This is a genomic window from Sphingobium lignivorans (assembly GCF_014203955.1).
GTDB classification, from domain to species: Bacteria; Pseudomonadota; Alphaproteobacteria; order Sphingomonadales; family Sphingomonadaceae; genus Sphingobium; species Sphingobium lignivorans.
Genome location: NZ_JACHKA010000001.1, coordinates 2,145,010 through 2,162,536 on the forward strand (window position 1 = coordinate 2,145,010; position 17,527 = coordinate 2,162,536).

The following is a 17,527-nucleotide window of genomic DNA, read 5'->3' on the forward strand; positions in this document are numbered from 1 at the left end:
CTAGCACTGCGCCCGGCGGTCATCAAGGCGCATCAGGCTTGCCGGGCACATTGCCCGCCATCGGCAGCGTTTCGCCCACCGCCTCGCCGCCGATGAAGAGCTGCCGTCGCACGACGGGACGAATGACGACATCGCCGGTGCGGATGCGCGCCGCCATGGCCTGCGCGACATCGCCTTCGGCCAGATACTGGCTCGCATCCGACCAGACACCGTTCACGGTCCAGATGAGGCGTACCGATGGCGTGCATCCCGCGCACGACCGGGCGGGATAAGCGACCACAACCGCGAAGTCCTCGCCCGGCACATGATGCAGCAGGCAGTCGCCGACGTCGCCACAAGCATCGAACCGCACCAGCCTTGCGCGCAGCCGTTCGTCGAGTGGCACCGGAGCGGGGAGAATGGTCAGCCGCTCGTCAAGGGCATGGCCTGCCCGCACCGCACGTTCGGCGGGCCCGTCTTGCCATGGGTCGGTCAGCTTGCGTGTTTCGCCGGCGAGGTTGCGGACGGTCTCGTCGGAGGATCCCGTAGCCAGCTTTTCGATAGCGGCCCGTCCCGGCTGCCCGAACCGGAACCAGAGCGCCCGGTAATCGAAATCCGCGGGAGAGACGCGCCCGTTCGCGAGGCGGGCAAGCTGGTGACTGGTCGCGATCCGGTCGAAACTCAGCAAGGGCGTGGAGAGCAGTAGGCCGAGTCCGGCGAGCAGGAAAACGAGATGCAGGTTGGTGCGCCGCAGCCGCCCGAACCATCCGCGCGCACCCAGGATCGCGACAGCATAGGCAATGGCAGCCACGCTCGCCACGATAATGAAGGTGAGCGCCCACAGCCGATCGGGGCTGAGGCCGTGCTGGTGAATGCGCAGGCCCGAAGAGAAGGCCGCGATGCCGACCATCGGCAGAAGGAAAAGCCCGAGTGCAGCGGCGCTGGCACTGAGCACGACGGACCGCGATTCGTCCTCGGGCGCATCGCCGACCACAGCATTCACAAGGAACAGGGCCAGCATCGCTCCCGTCAGCATGATCGGAGTCGTGCCGCCCGTCTCCCAGAGTGGCGCGAGGCCAGTGAACGGCAGCGCGCCGAGGAACAGGAAGATGCCCACCGCCAGTACGGGCGCAAGCACCCGCAGGACCAGCATCGTGACCCGCCGCAGCGCGGCGATGATCGGCCCGCGATCGCGCAACAGGCCCAGCGCCGCCCCGAACCCTGCGCCGACCAGCGCGGCAGTGAAAGCCGATTCGCGTAGCAGGTCACGCAGGAAACCAAGCCTCACCAGCCAGAACATCTCCGCCAGCAGATGGGCGATGCCGAGCACCAGTGCCGCGAACAGCGCGCCGGCCCCCAGAAGCAGTGCGTTGGACCACAGATGGCCGTGCACTGCCGGATAGCGGAGCACGCCCAGCCGCTCGCGCAGCCCCGCGAACGAGCGGGACGGGACAGTCGCTCCTTCCCCGTCCTGCATCGCCTGGAACAGAACGAGCGTTAAGGCCGATGCCAGCAGTCCGCACGTAAGATACCAGTCGGGGCCGAGGCGCGCCTCACCGGGCATGCCGCTCCACAGGAATGTTCCGGCGGCGATCACACCCGCAACCAGAGCGGCGGAAACGGCGAAGGCAAGCCGCCCTCGCTCCCAGATCAGCCCGAAGGCCACACCGCCCACGCCCAGCAGGAAGCCGAGCCCGGGCGCCAGCCGGTCCCGCCAGGCCGGATCACTGCCCAGGCGCGTGTCGATCTGCTGGATCGCAAGGGCCAGGAGCGCGCCGAGCGCCGCCAGCACCCAGGTTCGCAAGGGCCATCCCTTGTCCGGGGTCGATGCATCCTCAGCCATCTGCGCCCCTCTCCTTCCGCTCATGCCATCTGCACGGCGCGTCCGCGCGAGAGAGGCCTAACAGGTTCGCGCAGCAACACAATCGGCGCTCGCTTGCCTCATAGCGCGGGTGCAGGCATGACCAGCACATTCCCAATGACGGAGTCGTGCCCGCTTGGCCCGCAAGTTCCTGTATGTCGTCGCGTTCCTCACCGCCCTGGCGATCGCCGCGATGATAGCCTTCTCCTTCTTCGGCCCGAAGCTGATGCAGAGCGCCATGGTGCCGCGCGGCGGCTTCGTCGAGCCCGCACCTCTCCCGCCAGGCTTCTATGACCGGGCGGAAGGCTGGATCAGCCGTCCGGGCAACCGGCGCGACGATCCGGCCCGCTGGCAGCCCGCGACGCTCAAGACGCCCCCTGCCGCGCCCGATGTCGTGAAAGCAGCGGTCTTCTTCGTTCACCCGACGAGTTCGTTCGAGACGACGCGCTGGAACACGCCGGTCAACGATCCTGTCTCCTCGGCACAGGCGGAGCGCTTCGTGCGCCTGCAGGCCAGCGCCTTCGCGCCCTCGGGCGAGGTCTGGGTGCCACGCTACCGACAGGCCGTGTTCGGTGCCTTCCTCACGGAGAAGGCCGATGCGACCCTCGCCATGGAGCGCGCTTATGTGGACGTCCGGGCGGCCTTCGCGGCTTTCCTGGCTGACAATCCGGATGGGCCGGTCATTCTCGCCGGCCACAGCCAGGGCAGCCGCTACCTGCTGCGGTTGCTGAACGATCATCGCGGGGACGCAGCACTGCGCGCGCGGCTCGTGGCGGCCTATGTGGTCGGCTGGCCGGTCTCCGTTGAGCATGACTTGCCCGCGCTGGGACTTCCCGGCTGCGATGGGCCTGAACGAACCGGCTGCATGCTGAGCTGGCAGAGCTTCGCCCAGCCGGCGGACCTTTCGGGAGTCGAGGCCGTGTTCGATCGGGAGCGCGGATTCGACGGCGTCTCGCGCAAGGGCTCGGCCATGTTGTGCACCAACCCGCTGAACGGCGGCGCCGCTCCGGATGCACCGGCCGACGCCAATCTCGGATCCCTCATGGGCGACGGCAATGCCGCCACCACCCAGCTGATGCCGCCGGGCAGCGTGGGCGCGCGGTGCGAGGGGCGCGGCTTCCTGATCCTCGACAGCGCGCCGAAGATGGGCAGCTTCGTGCTGCCGGGCAACAATTACCACGTCTATGATTATCAGCTCTTCTGGGCGAATGTCCGCGCGGATGCGATGCGGCGACTGGCGGCATGGCAAGCGACGCGCTGATCACGACAGACAAGGCGGCTTTCCTTGCCGCGCTGCCGGATGGCGGGCGCTTGCTGGGGCTTGATCTGGGTACCCAGACCATCGGCCTCGCCCTGTGCGATGCGGGCTGGAGCATTGCCAGCCCGGCGCACACCCACAAGCGCGGCAAGTTCACGGCGGACAAGGCCGTGCTGGCCGCATTCGTGGCGCAGCAGTCGGTCAAGGGGCTCGTCATTGGGCTGCCCCTCAACATGGACGGCAGCGAAAGCCCCCGCAGCCAGGCAGCGCGTGCCTTCGCCCGCAACATCGCGGTTCTGGGCCTGCCCGTCCTCTTGTGGGACGAGCGCTGGTCCACCGTCGCAGCCGAGCGCGCCATGATCGCGCAGGACATGAGCCGTGCACGCCGCGCGGAGAAGATCGACGCCCATGCCGCCGCGCTGATCCTGCAGGGCGCCATCGACGGGTTAAGCTACGCTTAGGCTGTACCTGCTATCGCCCGCGGGCAAGCGGGAGTGCACACGGAATGGCAGTCAATCATTTCGAGGAACTGGTGCGCGCCGCTCTCAATGCGCAGGGCTATCTCACATTCGAGAACGCGGCTTATCGTCTGCATGGCAATGCCAAAAGCCTTGCCGGGCAGGATAATCCCCAGCTTACGGCGAGCGATATCGACCTGATCGGGTTCGCACCAAGAAAGAAGGGGCCGCAGCGCGTCCTGGCTATAAACTGCAAAGGCAGCAGGGAAGGCCTGCGATTGCCGGCCGATGCCGAACGGATCAGTGGTAGGACGAGAGCGCCAGTCGCCGGCTGCGTCCCCGAGACAGGTTTTCGGGAGCTGTGCCAGCCCGACTGGGCGATCGCATTCAAGGACTGTATCTACCGCTGGACAGGCGAGAGAAGCTTCATGCACGTGATGGCCGTCCGCAGTTACACGGGTGAGAAGCGACTGTGGAGCTGCCACCCGCCTTTTCAGCAGATGCTCACCGAGCATCTGGACATCTGGGACCTTGACCATATCGTCCGGAAAATTCACGAGGGCCGCGAACGGCTCCACGTCAGCAACAGCGTGCTCAAGCTGGTTGACCTCCTCTATCGCCCGGCTTGAATTTCCCATGCCCACCACCGCTCTCTGGCTCTACATCGCCGCCATCAATCTCGTGACGCTCGCTGCCTTCCGCTTCGACAAGGCGCGGGCGGTTGCCGGGATGCGGCGGGTGCCCGAGCGTGACCTGCTGCTGCTCGTCGCGCTGGGCGGCACGATCGGCGGCTGGGCGGGGATGCGGCTGTTTCGCCACAAGACTCGCAAGACCAGCTTCTCGGCCGCCTTCTTCATGATCGCCGTGGCGCAGGCGATCATCCTCATGCTGATCGACATGCGCCCTTGAGTCCGGCCTTTCCCCTCTCTATCGGGGGGCTTCGATGACAGTGTCACCCTCCCCCTCCACCGGCCTTGTCGGGCGGGCCAGTTTCCCGCACCGGCATCTCCTGGGAATCGCCAGCCTGGCGCCCCATGAAATCCGCTTCCTGCTTGACGAAGCCGAGCATTGGGCAGCGCTCAATCGGGCGGATACGCGCAAGCATGACGGCCGGCTTGCCGGGCTCACGCAGATGAACGCCTTCTTCGAGGCCAGCACGCGCACGCTGCTTTCCTTCGAGGTGGCGGGCAAGCGGCTCGGCGCCGACGTGGTGAACATGCATGCCGCCCAGTCCAGCGTGAAGAAGGGCGAAACCCTGATCGACACCGCCGTGACGCTGAACTCCATGCGCGCCGGCGTCATGGTGATCCGCCACATGAGTTCCGGCGCCGTGCAACTCATTGCGGACAAAGTGGACTGCCCGGTGCTCAATGCCGGGGACGGACGGCACGAGCATCCGACGCAGGCGCTGCTCGACGCGCTGACCATTCGTCGGCACAAGGGCAGCTTCGAGGGACTGATCGTCACGATCTGCGGCGACATCCTGCACAGCCGGGTCGCACGCTCGAACATGCTCTGCCTGACCGCGCTGGGCGCGCAGGTGCGCATCTGCGCGCCGCCCACGCTGATGCCGCCGGCGATCGAGCGCTACCGGGTGACGCCCTTCACCGATTTCGACGCCGCCCTTGAAGGCGCGGACGTGGCCATGGCCCTGCGCGTCCAGAACGAGCGGATGGATGGCGGCTTCATTCCCTCGTCCCGCGAGTTCCACATGCTTTACGGTCTCACGCCCGAGCGACTGAAACGCGCCAAGCCCGATGTGCTCGTCATGCATCCCGGCCCGATGAACCGGGGCGTAGAGATCACCAGCGGCGTTGCGGACGGTGCGCATTCCGCCATCACCGAGCAGGTGGAAATGGGCGTGGCCGTGCGCATGGCCTGTCTCGACGTCCTGACGCGCAGCGCGAGAGGAGTGCCGGGATGGGCCTGACCGCGATCGTCAATGGCCGGATCTGCGATCCTGCCGCCTCCGCGCTGTCGTCCGGCGCCGTCATCATCCGGGACGACAGGATCGAGGCGGTCGGCGCGTCCGACGTGCCGGCCGACGCCCGAATCATCGATGCGCGCGGCATGATCGTGGCGCCCGGCATCATCGATATCGGCGTGTTCCGCACGGACAAGCCGGCCTTTCATTTCTCCGGCATCACCCGCGCGGCGCTGATGCCGGACCAGTCGCCCGTGCTGGATGACCCCGGGCTCGTTCAGCATGCCGCGCGCGCGGGCAAGCCCGATTTCTGGGTTCATCCGCTCGGTGCCGCGACGCGGGGGCTGGAAGGACGCGAACTCGCCGAAATGGGCCTGATGAAGGCCGCGGGCGCACGGGCCATCGCGACCGGCCGGAGCTGGATCGCGGATTCGGGCGTCATGCTGCGCGTGCTGCGCTACGCCGCCGCGCTGGACCTCACGGTCATCACGCATGCCGAAGACGGCGGCCTGACGGCGAACGCGGTGGCGACCGACGGCGAGACGGCCTCCCGGCTCGGCCTCGCCAGCGCTCCGGCCTGCGCCGAAGCGATCGCCATCACGCGCGACATCGCGCTCGCCCGGGAGACCGGCGCACGCGTGCACATCCGCATCGTCACCACGGCGGCCGGGTTCGATCTGGTGCGGGCGGCCAAGGCGGAAGGCCTGCCGGTCACTTGCGGCATCACGCCGTCCTACCTTTTCCTCAACGATCAGGCGGTGAGCGATTTCCGCACCTTCGCGCGCATGTCCCCGCCCTTGCGCGACGAGAGCGAGCGCCTTGCCGCGATCGCCGCCGTCGCGGACGGGACGATCGACATTCTTTGTTCCGGCCATGATCCGCGCGGGCCGGAAGACAAGCGCCTTCCCTTCGCGGATGCGGCGCCGGGCGTGGCGGGGGCGGAAACCCTGCTCCCCCTCTCCCTCAACCTCGTGCGCGAAGGCAAGATCAGCGAAGCGCGCATGATGACGCTGCTGGCGACCAACCCGGCGCGCCTGCTCGGCCTCGATGCGGGTCGGCTCGCGCCGGGCGCCCCGGCGGACATCATCCTCATCGATCCGGACACGCCATGGATCGTCGATTCAGGCAAGATGGCGGCCGCCGCCGGCAACACGCCCTTCGACAGGCTCCCCGTGCAGGGCCGGGCAAGGATGATCCTGAAGGGCGGCGAGATCCGCTGACTCGCCGGTCCGGGCTCCAGAGGTCAGCCGACCAAAACGTGCAGCGCAAGCGAGCTTGAGCGCCTGCTCGGCCATTTGATTCGCGGAGCCGTGGCGAGACGACTGCCACGACGATCAGACGGAAGCGATGGACGGCGCGAGGGCCTGGCGATGCCGGTCCAACGCGACGCTGCGCTCTGGAAGTTTACAAAGTTGACGACACGTCTCCGTCAACTTCCGCTTCCGTGAACTTTCGACGAGATGGATGCCATAGCTTGTCCCGGCGAGCCTGTACGGCCCGACCGGACGATGAAAACCTTCCAGTAAGAGAAGCATGCATTGACCGTCCCTGTCACTTGTCGCCCGAACGAGGCGTCCGGCGGGGCTGCCATGGCGGCAGGGGTGTAGGACAGCGGAAAAGCAAGGCTGAGAGGGATGGAAGCGGGAGCATGACCGGCACCGGGCCGCTAGAGATAGCGACCCTCTTCCGGCGCTCTTCGGAGGCCAGGTTTCAACTGGAATCCCACGTGCGTCGGGATGACGAGGTGCCAACGCGGGAAATGACGATGTGCCAGATCGCATGTCGCTCCCGAGCAGACCGCCGCTGTTCGTCTACGCCACCTGGGCGGCGCTCTCAGCGCGCCGCGAGACGTGACGAACCGGCTGCCTGTTTCGCGGAAGCGACCCTGCTGTCCTCTCCCTTTGCCCGGGCACGGGCCATTCGGGTGCTGTCCGTATCGTCGAGACGCACGAAGCAGGGCTGGCCCGAGGCGCGGAGGGAATTGCACAGCGTCACCGCCGACGCACGATCGCCAAAGCCGCGAATGGCGAGGCGATGAAAGGCGCGACCGTTCAGCGTGACTTCGCTGTGGACCTCGTTGAAGCCGCCGACAGCATCACGGGTGCGGCTGAGCTTCGCCCACTTTTCCCGCGCCACCGCTTCATTGTCGTAAGCGCCAAGCTGGACGACCCAGTCACTTGCGCGCGCGTCGGCAACCGGAGCGACCAGACGGGCAACACGGCTCATGCCAGTGCGCGCAACTAGTGTCTGCGCATCCGAGCCGCCGGACCGCTGGAACGCATCCCGGACCGCGCGACGCATCGGGTCGGCCGGCGCGTGGATCATCGGCGAGGCCGTTTCATTGCCGGATTCGAAGGCTGCGGCCAGTGCGAGCGTATCGGGCGATGCCGGCTTCGGCTCCGCGGCGGCCATGGCCACCGGTTCGGCTGCCGGCGCCGCGGCCGGTTCGGCCGACGCCATGGAAAGCTCGGCGCGCGCCTGCGCGACCGGGTCGGCGAGCGCCGCCATCCGCGCGGGGGTCTCGCCGGTCCCGCGCAGCGCGAGGCGTTCGGGCTGGCCGGCATCGTCGGCGCGCGGAACGACGCCGATCATCGCATGGACGCGCGCGCCCTTCTCTTCGCCTTCCGAAATGCGGGACCATTGGGCAATGCGCTGCTCGGCCTCGCGCGCGGGCAGGTCCTGCCCGGCAACGAGTCGCGCCTGTCCCCACGCGCCACCCAGCGCAAGGGCATAAGCCAGATTCTGGCGAGTCTGCGCCGTCGCATCCGGCTCACGGCTCGCTGCAAGCAGGGCGCGGGCGCCTTCGCGCACGTCCCCGGCCATGGCCATGGCGAGCCCATAATCGGCAGCGGGCAGAGAGCCGGCATGCTCCGCGAGCAAGGCCCGGGCGGCTGCGTCATCGCCGAGCCCGGCCTGCGTCAGCGCAAGGCTGATGATCGTGCGCACATCCCGGTTGCCCAGCGTCATCGCATCGCTGAACGCAGTCCGCGCGGAAAGATAGCGCCCGTTGGCGAGATAGGCCCGGCCAAGCAGGGCCCGGGCATCCGCATCCTGTGGTGCGGCGGCCACCAGCGCTTCGGCCTGCAGCAGCGCGCGGGCATAATCTTTGCCGGCCAGCGCCTGCTCGACGCGCGCGCCAAGCGTCGGCGCCTGGGCCGCACTGATCGCCGGGCGATGATCCCGCCCTGCCCCGCTGCAGCCAACCATGGATGATCCGAGGATCGCCCCGGAAGCCAGCATGATCGAGAAGGTCCGTTTCGCCATGACCATTAATCCCTTATTTGCCGCGCGAGGCCGTACGGCGGGCCTCGACCTGCCGGGCAAGTGCGTTGAGCTGCTCGTTTTCGGTGATGAGCGTATCGAGTGCCTCGATGAGCAACTGTTGTGCCGAGCGGTTGCTCACTGCGCTCAGCAGGCGCAGGCGCAAATGCCGCTCCTGGTCGATGCGCAGCGTGAAGGCCGCCTTGCGCGCCGCTTCCGTCAACTTGGCCGGGCTCCGGCTCTCGGCCTTGCGCGGCGTGGTCCGGGCATTGATCCGCTTCGCGAGCGCCTGAAGCTGCTCCTCGATGGGCGAGACAGGCGCCGGCGAGGCTGGCGCGAGCGCCTCGGCAGCGGGCACGGCGGAAGCGCGTTCGGCCGTCATGCTGTCGTCAGGCGTGCGCGCGGCCTCCTCTTCGGTCACCTGCGCGGCTTGCGTCCCGGTTCGCAGCGCCACGGGCGCGGACGCGATGGTTTCGCTATCGACCGGGTCGATCTCCTCCCCGGGGCGGTCGGGCTCGCCCATGTCGTTCCACCCGAGATCATCGTTCGTCGGGAGCGGCGCGTGCAGGCCGCCCAGGGTCGGGCGGCGCATCGCCGGACGTGCGGTGCCGCGCCGGGCGAGCAGGCCAGCGGTCAGCGAGGCGGCGGGGCGCGGCTCGGGCATGGAATTCTCGGAGCCGCTCATCAGTTGACGATCCTTCTGCCAAAGCCGCCCTGGTGGCGGATCATGGTCGTGGGGTGGCCCGACGAGAAGACGGTGCGACGGAAGTTGCGCTCCAGCCGATCCGCGACATAGGTCCACAGAGCCTCGATTTCCCTGGCGGACTTGCCATTGACATCGAAGTCCATGACCGTCCGCCCGTCGATCATCGATGAGGCGAAATCGGTGCGGTGATGAACGGTGACGGGGGCGACCGTGCCGTGCTGGGAAAGGGCGATGGCCGCTTCGGACGTGATGCGCGCCTTCGGCGTCGCGGCATTCACGACGAAGATCAGGGGTTTGCCCGCACGTTCGCACAGGTCGACCGTGGCACCCACGGCGCGCAGGTCATGCGGGCTGGGGCGCGTCGGCACGACGATCAGCTCGGCCACGCCGATCACGCTCTGGATCGCCATGGTGATGGCGGGCGGCGTATCGATGACGGCGAGCTTGAAACCCTGCTGCCGGAGCAGTTCGAGGTCCGAGGCGAGGCGGGCCACGGTCGTCTGGGCAAAGGCGGGGAATTCCTCGGTGCGCTCATTCCACCAGTCGGCCAGCGAGCCCTGCGGATCGATATCGATGAGCACGACCGGCCCGGCGCCCGCGCGCTGGGCCTGGACAGCGAGATGCCCGGACAAGGTCGTCTTGCCCGAACCGCCCTTCTGGGACGCAAGTGCCAAGATTCTCACAGATTTCCCCTGGTCGTTCATCCGCCGGAAGCGGCAAGCTCTCATGAGGCGCCCTAAAATTCGGTTAAATCCGCCGTTTCGCGAGGGCAGGTCCGTCCGGGAAGGTCGCGTCGGGGTACGAGGGGCAGCGATCAGCCCTAGGATTTGATTAACCACAAGCCGCTAGGATTGACCCTGTTTCGGCCCGCGCCGCCCCGGAGTCATGAGCATGAGATCGATCAGCGCCACCATCATCCTGACCGGCCTCCTGATGTCGGGCGCCGCCCTCCAGGCCAGCGTCAAGACGGGCGTCGATGCCTGGAACCAGGGCGACTACGTCCGCGCCGTCGAACAATGGCGGCCGGAAGCGATCGGCGGCAATGCCGATGCGCAGTTCAATCTGGGTCAGGCCTACAAGCTCGGCCGGGGCGTGCCGGTGGATCTGCCCGTGGCGCTCGAATGGTATCGCAAGGCGGCCGAACGGGGCCATCAGAAAGCTGCCGACAATTATGGCCTGCTGCTCTTCCAGCAGGGGCGCCGGGAAGACGCCATCGCCTATATCAAGGCATCGGCCCGAGCGCGGCGAGCCGCGTGCGCAATATGTCTACGGGACAGCCCTGTTCAATGGCGACCTGGCCCCGCGCGACTGGGTGAAAGCCTATGCGCTGATGACGAGCGCGGCGCGCGCCGGCATCGGTCAGGCTACCGCCAGCCTCGCCGAGATGGATCGCTATATTCCCGAGGCGCAGCGAACGGAGGGACTGGCCATGGCCGCGTCCATGGCGTCCGGCGAAGCGTCGGAAGAGGCGCCGACTGTCCGGGCCGTGGCGGTCGCGCCGTCATTGCGCATCGCGCAGGGCTCCGCTCCTGTCCCGGTGCCGGCGGCCAAAGCGCGCACGGATCGCGCAGCGACAATGCCCGCATCCGTGCAGGCGCCGGTCCGTTCTGCGCCCGCGCCACAGGTCGCGGCGACGCCAGCCACACCGAACCCAACGCCCCCCCGGGTCACGCCTTCACCGGCGCCCGCGAACGCTCGCCCGGTGCCGCGTCCATCAGCCTCGGGACGCTGGCGTATCCAGCTCGGCGCTTTCAAGGAGCAAGGCCGTGCACAGGCGCTGTGGGCCTCGCTCGGCAAGAAGGTCCCTGCCCTTTCAGGCTTCCAGCCAGCGTTCATCGCAGCGAACGGCTTCACCCGGCTGCTGGTCGGTCCGCTGGACAATGCCGCCGATGCCCGGGCCCTTTGCGAGCGGATCCGCCCGACCGGGACGCCCTGCATGGCGACCAGCCAGTAGAAGATCATCGCTTCCGGCCCGGCGCCCTGCATCCGCTGGCGTCAGTCGTCCATCCACTGGGCCCGGGGAATGCCGAGCGCATGCAGCAGAGTGCTGAGATCGCCCCGATCGATCGCGACATCGGCGGCGGCGCGTGTGCGTGGCTTGGCATGATAAGCCACGCCCAGCCCCGCGGCCTCGATCATGGGAATGTCGTTCGCGCCGTCGCCGATGGCGATCGACTGGGCGGGGCTGATGCCGAGCGCATCAATGGCCCCGAGCAGCTCGGCCCGCTTGCGCGCCGCATCCACGATCGGCTGCTCCACCGTGCCCGCCAGCTTGCCGTCCGCGACATGCAGGATGTTCGCGACCTGCCGATGAAAGCCGATCGCCGCGCTCACTGGCCCGGCAAAGGGCACGAAGCCACCGGACACCAGGATGGTGCAGGCCCCGCGCGCAACGAGCGTGCGCACCAGCGCGCGCGCGCCGGGCATCAGCCGCACCCGCTCCTCGCGGCACTGGTCCAGCACGGCCTCATCCAGTCCCTTGAGCAAGGCGACCCGCCCCGCGAGTGCTTCGGCGAAATCGAGCTCGCCGCGCATCGCCCGCTCCGTCACTTCGGCAATCTGCGGCTTGAGCCCTGCATAATCCGCCAGTTCGTCGATGCATTCGATGGTGATCATCGTAGAGTCCATGTCCGCGATGAACAGGCGGCAATCGCGATTGGCCTGGGCGAGCACGAAGAGATCGGCGGGCAGCGCCAGCGCCTCGATCGCCGAGCGGGCCAGCGCTCGGTCACCGCTGAAGGCGATATCGACCGCTTCGCCCTCGTCGATCCACACCGGCGGCGCAGTTTCCAGCCCGGCAGCCACCAGCGCCTCGCGCGCGCGGTCCACCACCCCCTGCCCAAGTCCCTCATGCGCGACTAAGGTCGCGATCATGTCCATGCCGTCAGCCATTGAGAATTCCGTCTTGCACGACCCGGAGCGGCCGCCGGTCGCGCTTATTGCCGGGCCGACGGCCAGCGGCAAGAGCGCAGTCGCGCTGCGCCTCGCCGAAGCGACCGGCGGCGTGATCGTGAATGCCGATGCAAGCCAGGTCTATGCCGATCTTGCCGTGCTCACCGCGCGCCCGCCCGCAGCCGACCTTGCCCGGGCGGAGCACCGGCTGTTCGGCCATGTCGACGGGCTGGAGGATTATTCGGCCGCGCGATGGGCGAGCGAAGCGCGCGCGCAGATCGATGCGGCGCATGCGCAGGGCCGGTCCGCGATCCTGGTGGGGGGGACCGGGCTCTATCTCGACACGCTGCTGCGCGGGATCGCGCCGGTGCCGGAGATCGACCCGGCGATCCGTGCCGCTGTGCGCGCCATGCCGGTCTCGCAGAGCTGGCCCCTGCTCGCCCGGGAGGATCCCGAAGCCGCCGCCCGCCTGCGCCCGAGCGACACGACACGCGTCGCCCGCGCGCTCGAAGTGGTGCGTTCCACCGGCCGTCCGCTGGCCGAATGGCAGAAGCACCGCGAGGGCGGCATCATTGGGCGGATGCCGATCCGCGCCGCCGTCGTCATGCTGCCGCGTGATGTGCTCCATGCGCGCGCGGCGCAGCGACTCGACGAGATGCTGAAAGGTGGCGCGGTGGAGGAAGTGGCCACGCTGATGGCGCGCGATCTGCCGGCCGATCGCCCCGTGCTGCGGGCGCTGGGCGTCCGGGAGATCGCGGACATGCTGGCTGGGCGCACCACGCCCGAGGAAGCGCATGCCGCCATCTTCACGCTCACGCGCGCTTATCAGAAGCGCCAGACGACATGGGCGCGCAATCGCCAGCGCGACTGGACCATGCGCGCGCCCGGCGAGATCACAAGCATGGAGGATCTCGCGATCCTCTGAGGGCCCGCCGGGGCCCGGCCCCGTCACGGACCCGGAATTCTCCATATGGGACATCGGCAGGCCAGGGCAGCCGAAAGATCATGGTTAAACACCTTCAACCTTTGGCGCCCCACGCCTATCAGCCCCGCTGGATCTATTCTTGACGATGAGGAGGCTTCATGCGTCGTTCCTTCAAAGCTATCGCTATGGCCATGCTGGCCGCCACGCTGGGTTCCCCGGCGCTCGCCGCCGGCGATGCCGCCGCGGGCCTCGAGGCCTTCTCCCAGTATAATCTGATCACGCTCGGGGACTGGACGACCAACAGCCATGTCGACGGCAAGGTGCTTGTCGGCGGCAATGCCAAGGGCGGCAACGGCGTGGTGGGCGCCGGTGGCGGCGGTGGCTCGAACACGCCCGTCGAAACGCCGACCATCGTCATCCGGGGCGACAATCTCCTGTCCGGCCTTACGATCAACAATGGCTCCAATGGCGGCAGCCCGCTTGCCACCGGCCCGAGCGCGGTCATCGGCGGCAACAGTACGAGCGGCACGCTCACGCTCAATGGCTCGAAGCAGACGCTGGTCGTCGGCGGCAATTTCTCGACCACCAACATGAACGTGACCACCGGGGACACGATCAGCGTCGGGCGCAACGTGAATGCCAGCATCGCCGCGAACAACGCGCCGTCCGTCCGCATCGGCGGCACGTACAATGGCAACGCCAATAGCGGCCATCCGCTGATCCAGGCGAGCCAGGGCATCGATTTCAACGCGAGCGACGTGGCTGCCCATACCGGCATCTTCACCACGCTGGGAGCCGATCTGGCAGCCCTGTCGTCCTCGCTGGCGAGCGTCTCGGTTCCCTCGAACCCGAGCAGCTATTCCATCGCCGGCAATCTGCTGACGCTCACCGGCGTGGCCGGGGACAATGGCTTCTCGGTCATTTCGCTCACCGCTGCGGAGCTGAACAGCATCGGCCAGATCAAATATGATTTCGCCGGCGTGGGCGCCGATCCCATCGTCATCAACGTGGACGGCAGCGCGGCAGTCAATCTCAATGCGAATTTCCTCGGCGGCGCGATGACGTTTGCCCAGCAGGTGGTCTGGAACTTCCTCGGCGAAGAAGTGACGTTCAGCGGCAGCCAGTTCGTCGGCTCCGTCCTTGCGCCGAACGCCCATCTCACGCTCGCCAGCAACAATATCGACGGGAACGTCGCCGTCGGCTCGTTCACCCAATATGGCGAAGTGCATAATTACGGCTTCAACGGCAGCTTCCCGCCGCCGCCGGCGGTTCCGGAGCCCGCGACCTGGGCCATGCTGCTGGCCGGCTTCGGCCTCGTCGGCTCCGCGATGCGCGGCAAGAAGGCCCGGGCAGCGCTGGCCTGAACCGGCCCGGCCTTCCCGGCCGAAGCAGAGAAACATGGGGACGGCGCGGCATGGCCCGCGCCGTCCTTTTTGTTTGCCTGTCCGCGCCGCCATTCGCATGCCTGAACGATGCGCCATGATATGATTAAAGTGAGGCTCAAAACGTAATTTTGATACACTGTTTTTACTTGACATGACATTTTATGATCCATAGTGGCACCAGCCTTGCCAGCGCCATGGCTTTGGACCATGGCGCGGCCATCATTTCAAAGGAGCATGTCCCGTGGCCGAGAAGAGCGGCGCCGAAATCCTGGTCCAGTGCCTGATCGACCTCGGGGTCGATACGGTCTTCGGCTATCCGGGCGGCGCTGTACTACCCATTTACGATACCATCTTCGGTCATACGGCGATCAACCATGTGCTCGTCCGTCACGAGCAGGCGGCGGCGCACGCGGCGGAAGGCTATGCGCGTTCCACCGGCAAGCCGGGTGTCGTGCTGGTCACGTCGGGCCCGGGCGCGACGAATGCTATCACCGGGATCACCGATGCCCTGCTGGACTCGATCCCGATCGTGGTCATCACCGGGCAGGTCGCAACGCATCTCATCGGCACGGACGCTTTCCAGGAAGCCGATACGGTCGGCCTGACGCGCCATTGCACCAAGCATAATTATCTCGTGAAGGATCCGGGCAATCTGGCCCGCGTGGTGCACGAGGCTTTCCATATCGCGACCTCGGGCCGTCCCGGCCCGGTCGTGATCGACATTCCCAAGGACGTGCAGGTCGCGACGGCGGCTTATGAAAAGCCGGTGCTGAACGCGCATCCAAGCTATCGCCCGCAAATCGAGCCCGACGCCTCGGTCATCGAGCAGACCGTCGATCTCATCATGAAGGCGGAGCGACCGATCCTTTACACGGGCGGCGGCATCATCAACAGCGGACCCGGCGCGAGCCTCTCCCTGCGCGCCCTTGCCGAGCTCACCGGCGCGCCGGTCACCTCCACGCTGATGGGCCTGGGCGCTTTCCCGGCCTCCTCGCGGCAGTGGCTGGGGATGCTGGGCATGCACGGCACTTATGAAGCCAACTGGGCCATGAACAAGGCCGACCTCATCCTGTGCCTCGGGGCGCGTTTCGACGATCGCGTGACTGGCCGGCTGGATGCCTTCGCGCCGCACAGCAAGAAGGTCCATGTCGACATCGATCGCAGCTCGATCAACAAGACCGTGCAGGTGGATGTGCCAGTGGTCGGCGATGTCGGCCGTGCGATCGAGGCGATCATGGCGGGGCTGAAGGCGCGCGGCTTCCAGCAGCCCGATCTCGCCGAATGGTGGGCCCGGATCGAAGGCTGGCGCGCGCGCAAGTCCCTCGATTATGTCGAGGGCGGGGACGAGATCATGCCCCAGCGCGCGATCGCCGAGCTTTTCCGTGCGACGCGCGACCGTGACGTCATCATCACTACCGAAGTCGGCCAACACCAGATGTGGGCGGCCCAGCATTTCCACTTCGACAGCCCCAACAAGTGGCTGACGTCCGGTGGTCTCGGCACCATGGGCTATGGCTTTCCCGCCGCGATCGGCGCGCAACTGGGCAATCCCGATGCGCTCGTGATCGACATCGCCGGCGACGCCTCGATCCAGATGAACATCCAGGAACTCGGCACCGCGATCCAGTATCGCCTGCCGGTGAAGATCTTCATCCTGAACAACGAATATATGGGCATGGTGCGCCAGTGGCAGGAACTCACTTATGAGAGCCGCTACTCGCACAGCTATTCCGACAGCCTGCCCGATTTCGTGAAGCTGGCCGAAGCCTATGGCGCCACGGGCATCCGCATCGAGACACCGGACCAGCTCGTGCCGGGCATCCGGGCGATGATCGACACGCCCGGCCCGGTGATCGTCGATTGCCGTGTGGCGAAGCTTTCCAACTGCTTCCCGATGATTCCATCGGGTGCGGCGCACATCGACATGCTGCTCGATCCCAGCCAGGTCTCGGGCACCATGGACGACGAGGCCAAGGCCTTGGTCTGATGGGCGAGCCGGTCCGCTTCCGCCTCCATGTCAGCGAGCCGTTCGATTTCGAGCGGTGGAACGAGAGTGCCGACCTGTTCGGCACCACGCCGGACTGCGAGGACGAGGAAGCGGACGAGTGGGTGATCGATCTGGAAAGTAGCTTCTGCTTCAACGAGAAGGACTACAGGGTCGTGCTGGTGGCACCGCGCTATGTGGGGGAGCGCCTGACGCGCGTCTTCGACAGCATCGTGGGACAGCCCGTGCGCATTGCCCACAGAACGATGGACGGCTGGCATTTTTCGATGGCGGGCATGCTCTCGCTGGCGCCTCCCGCGCCGGATGAAGCCCCCGCCTCCACGGATTTTTGACAAGGACTTCAACAGATGCACATCCGGCAGGAAGACAGCGAGCGACACGTGCTCTCCGTCATGGTCGACAATGAGGCCGGTATCCTCTCGCGGATTTCGGGCCTCTTTTCCGCGCGTGGCTACAATATCGAGAGCCTCACCGTCGCCGACGTGAGCGAGGACCACAAGATCAGCCGGGTCACCATCGTGACCAACGGCCCGCCTCGCGTGATCGACCAGATCATCGCGCAGCTCGAGCGGCTCGTGCCGGTCCACCAGGTCACCGACCTGACCGAGATCGGCCCCTTCGTCGAGCGCGAGTTGGCGCTGGTCAAGGTCGCCGGCACTGGCGATGCCCGCATCGAGGCACTGCGGCTGGCGGACGTGTTCCGCGCGAAGGTCGTCGACACGACGCTCGACAGCTTCGTGTTCGAAATCACCGGGCCGACCAGCAAGGTCGACACCTTCGTGGGCCTCATGCGCGAGCTGGGGCTGGTCGAGGTCGGGCGGACCGGCGTGGTTGGCATGCTGCGCGGTCTGGCGGCCTGAACGGGGCCAAGTT

At 67.2% G+C, this 17,527-nt stretch carries 17 protein-coding genes and 1 pseudogene; 13 read left to right on the forward strand and 5 right to left on the reverse strand.

Annotation, left to right across the window (positions count from 1 at the left end):
* Positions 1-22: 22 nt before the first annotated feature.
* A complete protein-coding gene (locus HNP60_RS09910) occupies positions 23-1,822 on the reverse strand; it encodes an ABC transporter permease family protein (RefSeq protein ID WP_184153135.1) in 1,800 nt (599 codons plus the stop codon).
* Positions 1,823-1,976: 154 nt separating this feature from the next.
* On the opposite strand from HNP60_RS09910, the gene HNP60_RS09915 reads away from it, so the two are divergent.
* From HNP60_RS09915 to HNP60_RS09940, 6 genes are read left to right on the forward strand one after another with little or no spacing between them, the layout of a single operon-like run.
* Entirely contained in the window at positions 1,977-3,101 is a 1,125-nt protein-coding gene (locus tag HNP60_RS09915) for a DUF3089 domain-containing protein (RefSeq protein ID WP_184153138.1), read from the forward strand.
* Entirely contained in the window at positions 3,083-3,559 is a 477-nt protein-coding gene (gene ruvX / locus HNP60_RS09920; RefSeq protein WP_184048775.1) for a Holliday junction resolvase RuvX, read from the forward strand. Before HNP60_RS09915 ends, ruvX begins: the two co-directional genes overlap by 19 nt.
* Positions 3,560-3,603: 44 nt before the next feature.
* Entirely contained in the window at positions 3,604-4,185 is a 582-nt protein-coding gene (locus HNP60_RS09925; RefSeq protein ID WP_184153141.1) for a hypothetical protein, read from the forward strand.
* Between the two features lie 7 nt (positions 4,186-4,192).
* Positions 4,193-4,465, forward strand: coding sequence for a DUF1294 domain-containing protein (locus HNP60_RS09930; RefSeq protein WP_184153146.1), 273 nt, complete (start codon positions 4,193-4,195; stop codon positions 4,463-4,465).
* A 34-nt stretch (positions 4,466-4,499) separates the two neighbouring features.
* On the forward strand, positions 4,500-5,486 hold the full coding sequence (locus tag HNP60_RS09935) for an aspartate carbamoyltransferase catalytic subunit (protein WP_184153148.1): 987 nt from the start codon (positions 4,500-4,502) through the stop codon (positions 5,484-5,486).
* Complete coding sequence (locus HNP60_RS09940; RefSeq protein WP_184153152.1) at positions 5,477-6,700, forward strand: dihydroorotase; 1,224 nt, start codon at positions 5,477-5,479, stop codon at positions 6,698-6,700. Before HNP60_RS09935 ends, HNP60_RS09940 begins: the two co-directional genes overlap by 10 nt.
* Positions 6,701-7,313: 613 nt before the next feature.
* Here the strand turns inward: HNP60_RS09940 and HNP60_RS09945 are convergent.
* The 3 genes from HNP60_RS09945 to HNP60_RS09955 are packed head-to-tail and all read right to left on the reverse strand — an operon-like array spanning position 7,314 to position 10,130.
* Positions 7,314-8,744: an SPOR domain-containing protein gene (locus tag HNP60_RS09945; protein WP_184153155.1), complete on the reverse strand. Its 1,431-nt coding sequence runs from the start codon at positions 8,742-8,744 to the stop codon at positions 7,314-7,316.
* A 13-nt stretch (positions 8,745-8,757) separates the two neighbouring features.
* Entirely contained in the window at positions 8,758-9,426 is a 669-nt protein-coding gene (locus HNP60_RS09950) for a hypothetical protein (RefSeq protein WP_260394829.1), read from the reverse strand.
* Positions 9,426-10,130 carry an AAA family ATPase gene (locus HNP60_RS09955; RefSeq protein WP_184153159.1) on the reverse strand — a complete coding sequence of 235 codons (705 nt, stop codon included), beginning with the start codon at positions 10,128-10,130 and terminating at the stop codon, positions 9,426-9,428. Before HNP60_RS09955 ends, HNP60_RS09950 begins: the two co-directional genes overlap by 1 nt.
* A 250-nt stretch (positions 10,131-10,380) precedes the next feature.
* Here HNP60_RS09955 and HNP60_RS19950 point away from each other — a divergent pair.
* Together HNP60_RS19950 and HNP60_RS09960 are read left to right on the forward strand one after the other, a co-directional pair.
* Positions 10,381-10,548, forward strand: a pseudogene (locus HNP60_RS19950) (SPOR domain-containing protein); the annotation flags it as partial.
* A 70-nt stretch (positions 10,549-10,618) separates the two neighbouring features.
* Positions 10,619-11,401 carry an SPOR domain-containing protein gene (locus tag HNP60_RS09960; RefSeq protein ID WP_260394830.1) on the forward strand — a complete coding sequence of 261 codons (783 nt, stop codon included), beginning with the start codon at positions 10,619-10,621 and terminating at the stop codon, positions 11,399-11,401.
* A 41-nt stretch (positions 11,402-11,442) separates the two neighbouring features.
* Here HNP60_RS09960 and serB read toward each other — a convergent pair whose 3' ends face one another.
* A complete protein-coding gene (serB, locus tag HNP60_RS09965; RefSeq protein WP_260394831.1) occupies positions 11,443-12,321 on the reverse strand; it encodes a phosphoserine phosphatase SerB in 879 nt (292 codons plus the stop codon).
* Positions 12,322-12,325: 4 nt separating this feature from the next.
* Between serB and miaA the strand changes: the two genes are divergently transcribed.
* The 5 genes from miaA to ilvN all read left to right on the forward strand — a co-directional run bounded on the left by miaA (position 12,326) and on the right by ilvN (position 17,514).
* Positions 12,326-13,264: a tRNA (adenosine(37)-N6)-dimethylallyltransferase MiaA gene (gene miaA / locus HNP60_RS09970; RefSeq protein ID WP_260395036.1), complete on the forward strand. Its 939-nt coding sequence runs from the start codon at positions 12,326-12,328 to the stop codon at positions 13,262-13,264.
* 158 nt (positions 13,265-13,422) lie between these two features.
* Positions 13,423-14,628, forward strand: coding sequence for a collagen-binding domain-containing protein (locus HNP60_RS09975; RefSeq protein WP_184156997.1), 1,206 nt, complete (start codon positions 13,423-13,425; stop codon positions 14,626-14,628).
* 262 nt (positions 14,629-14,890) lie between these two features.
* A complete protein-coding gene (locus HNP60_RS09980) occupies positions 14,891-16,636 on the forward strand; it encodes an acetolactate synthase 3 large subunit (protein WP_014076392.1) in 1,746 nt (581 codons plus the stop codon).
* The gene (locus tag HNP60_RS09985) at positions 16,636-16,986 is read left to right on the forward strand and encodes a hypothetical protein (protein ID WP_014076393.1); all 351 of its coding nucleotides are present in this window, start codon (positions 16,636-16,638) and stop codon (positions 16,984-16,986) included. Before HNP60_RS09980 ends, HNP60_RS09985 begins: the two co-directional genes overlap by 1 nt.
* A gap of 15 nt (positions 16,987-17,001) precedes the next feature.
* Positions 17,002-17,514: an acetolactate synthase small subunit gene (gene ilvN / locus HNP60_RS09990; RefSeq protein ID WP_014076394.1), complete on the forward strand. Its 513-nt coding sequence runs from the start codon at positions 17,002-17,004 to the stop codon at positions 17,512-17,514.
* The last annotated feature ends 13 nt before the right edge of the window (positions 17,515-17,527 follow it).